Source organism: Hungatella sp. SL.1.14, from assembly GCF_024460495.1.
GTDB classification, from domain to species: domain Bacteria; phylum Bacillota; class Clostridia; order Lachnospirales; family Lachnospiraceae; genus Hungatella; species Hungatella hathewayi.
In genome coordinates this window covers 1-254 of sequence record NZ_JANFYJ010000600.1, presented here as the reverse complement: position 1 = coordinate 254, position 254 = coordinate 1, and the positions used below count along the sequence as shown (strand labels likewise).

At 48.4% G+C, this 254-nt stretch carries 1 rRNA gene; it reads left to right on the top strand.

Annotation, left to right across the window (positions count from 1 at the left end):
* Positions 1-53: 53 nt before the first annotated feature.
* Positions 54-254, top strand: a 16S ribosomal RNA gene (locus NE473_RS32465); the annotation flags it as partial.

Sequence of the window (254 nt, the reverse complement as noted above, 5' to 3'; positions counted from 1 at the left end):
GGGAAATAAATTAGCTAGTTAGTTGATTTTGACCCCGGATCAAACGAATCATTTAACATGAGAGTTCGATCCTGGCTCAGGATGAACGCTGGCGGCGTGCTTAACACATGCAAGTCGAGCGAAGCGGATCTTCGGAAGTTTTCGGATGGAAGAGGATTTGACTTAGCGGCGGACGGGTGAGTAACGCGTGGGTAACCTGCCTTACACTGGGGGATAACAGTTAGAAATGACTGCTAATACCGCATAAGCGCACA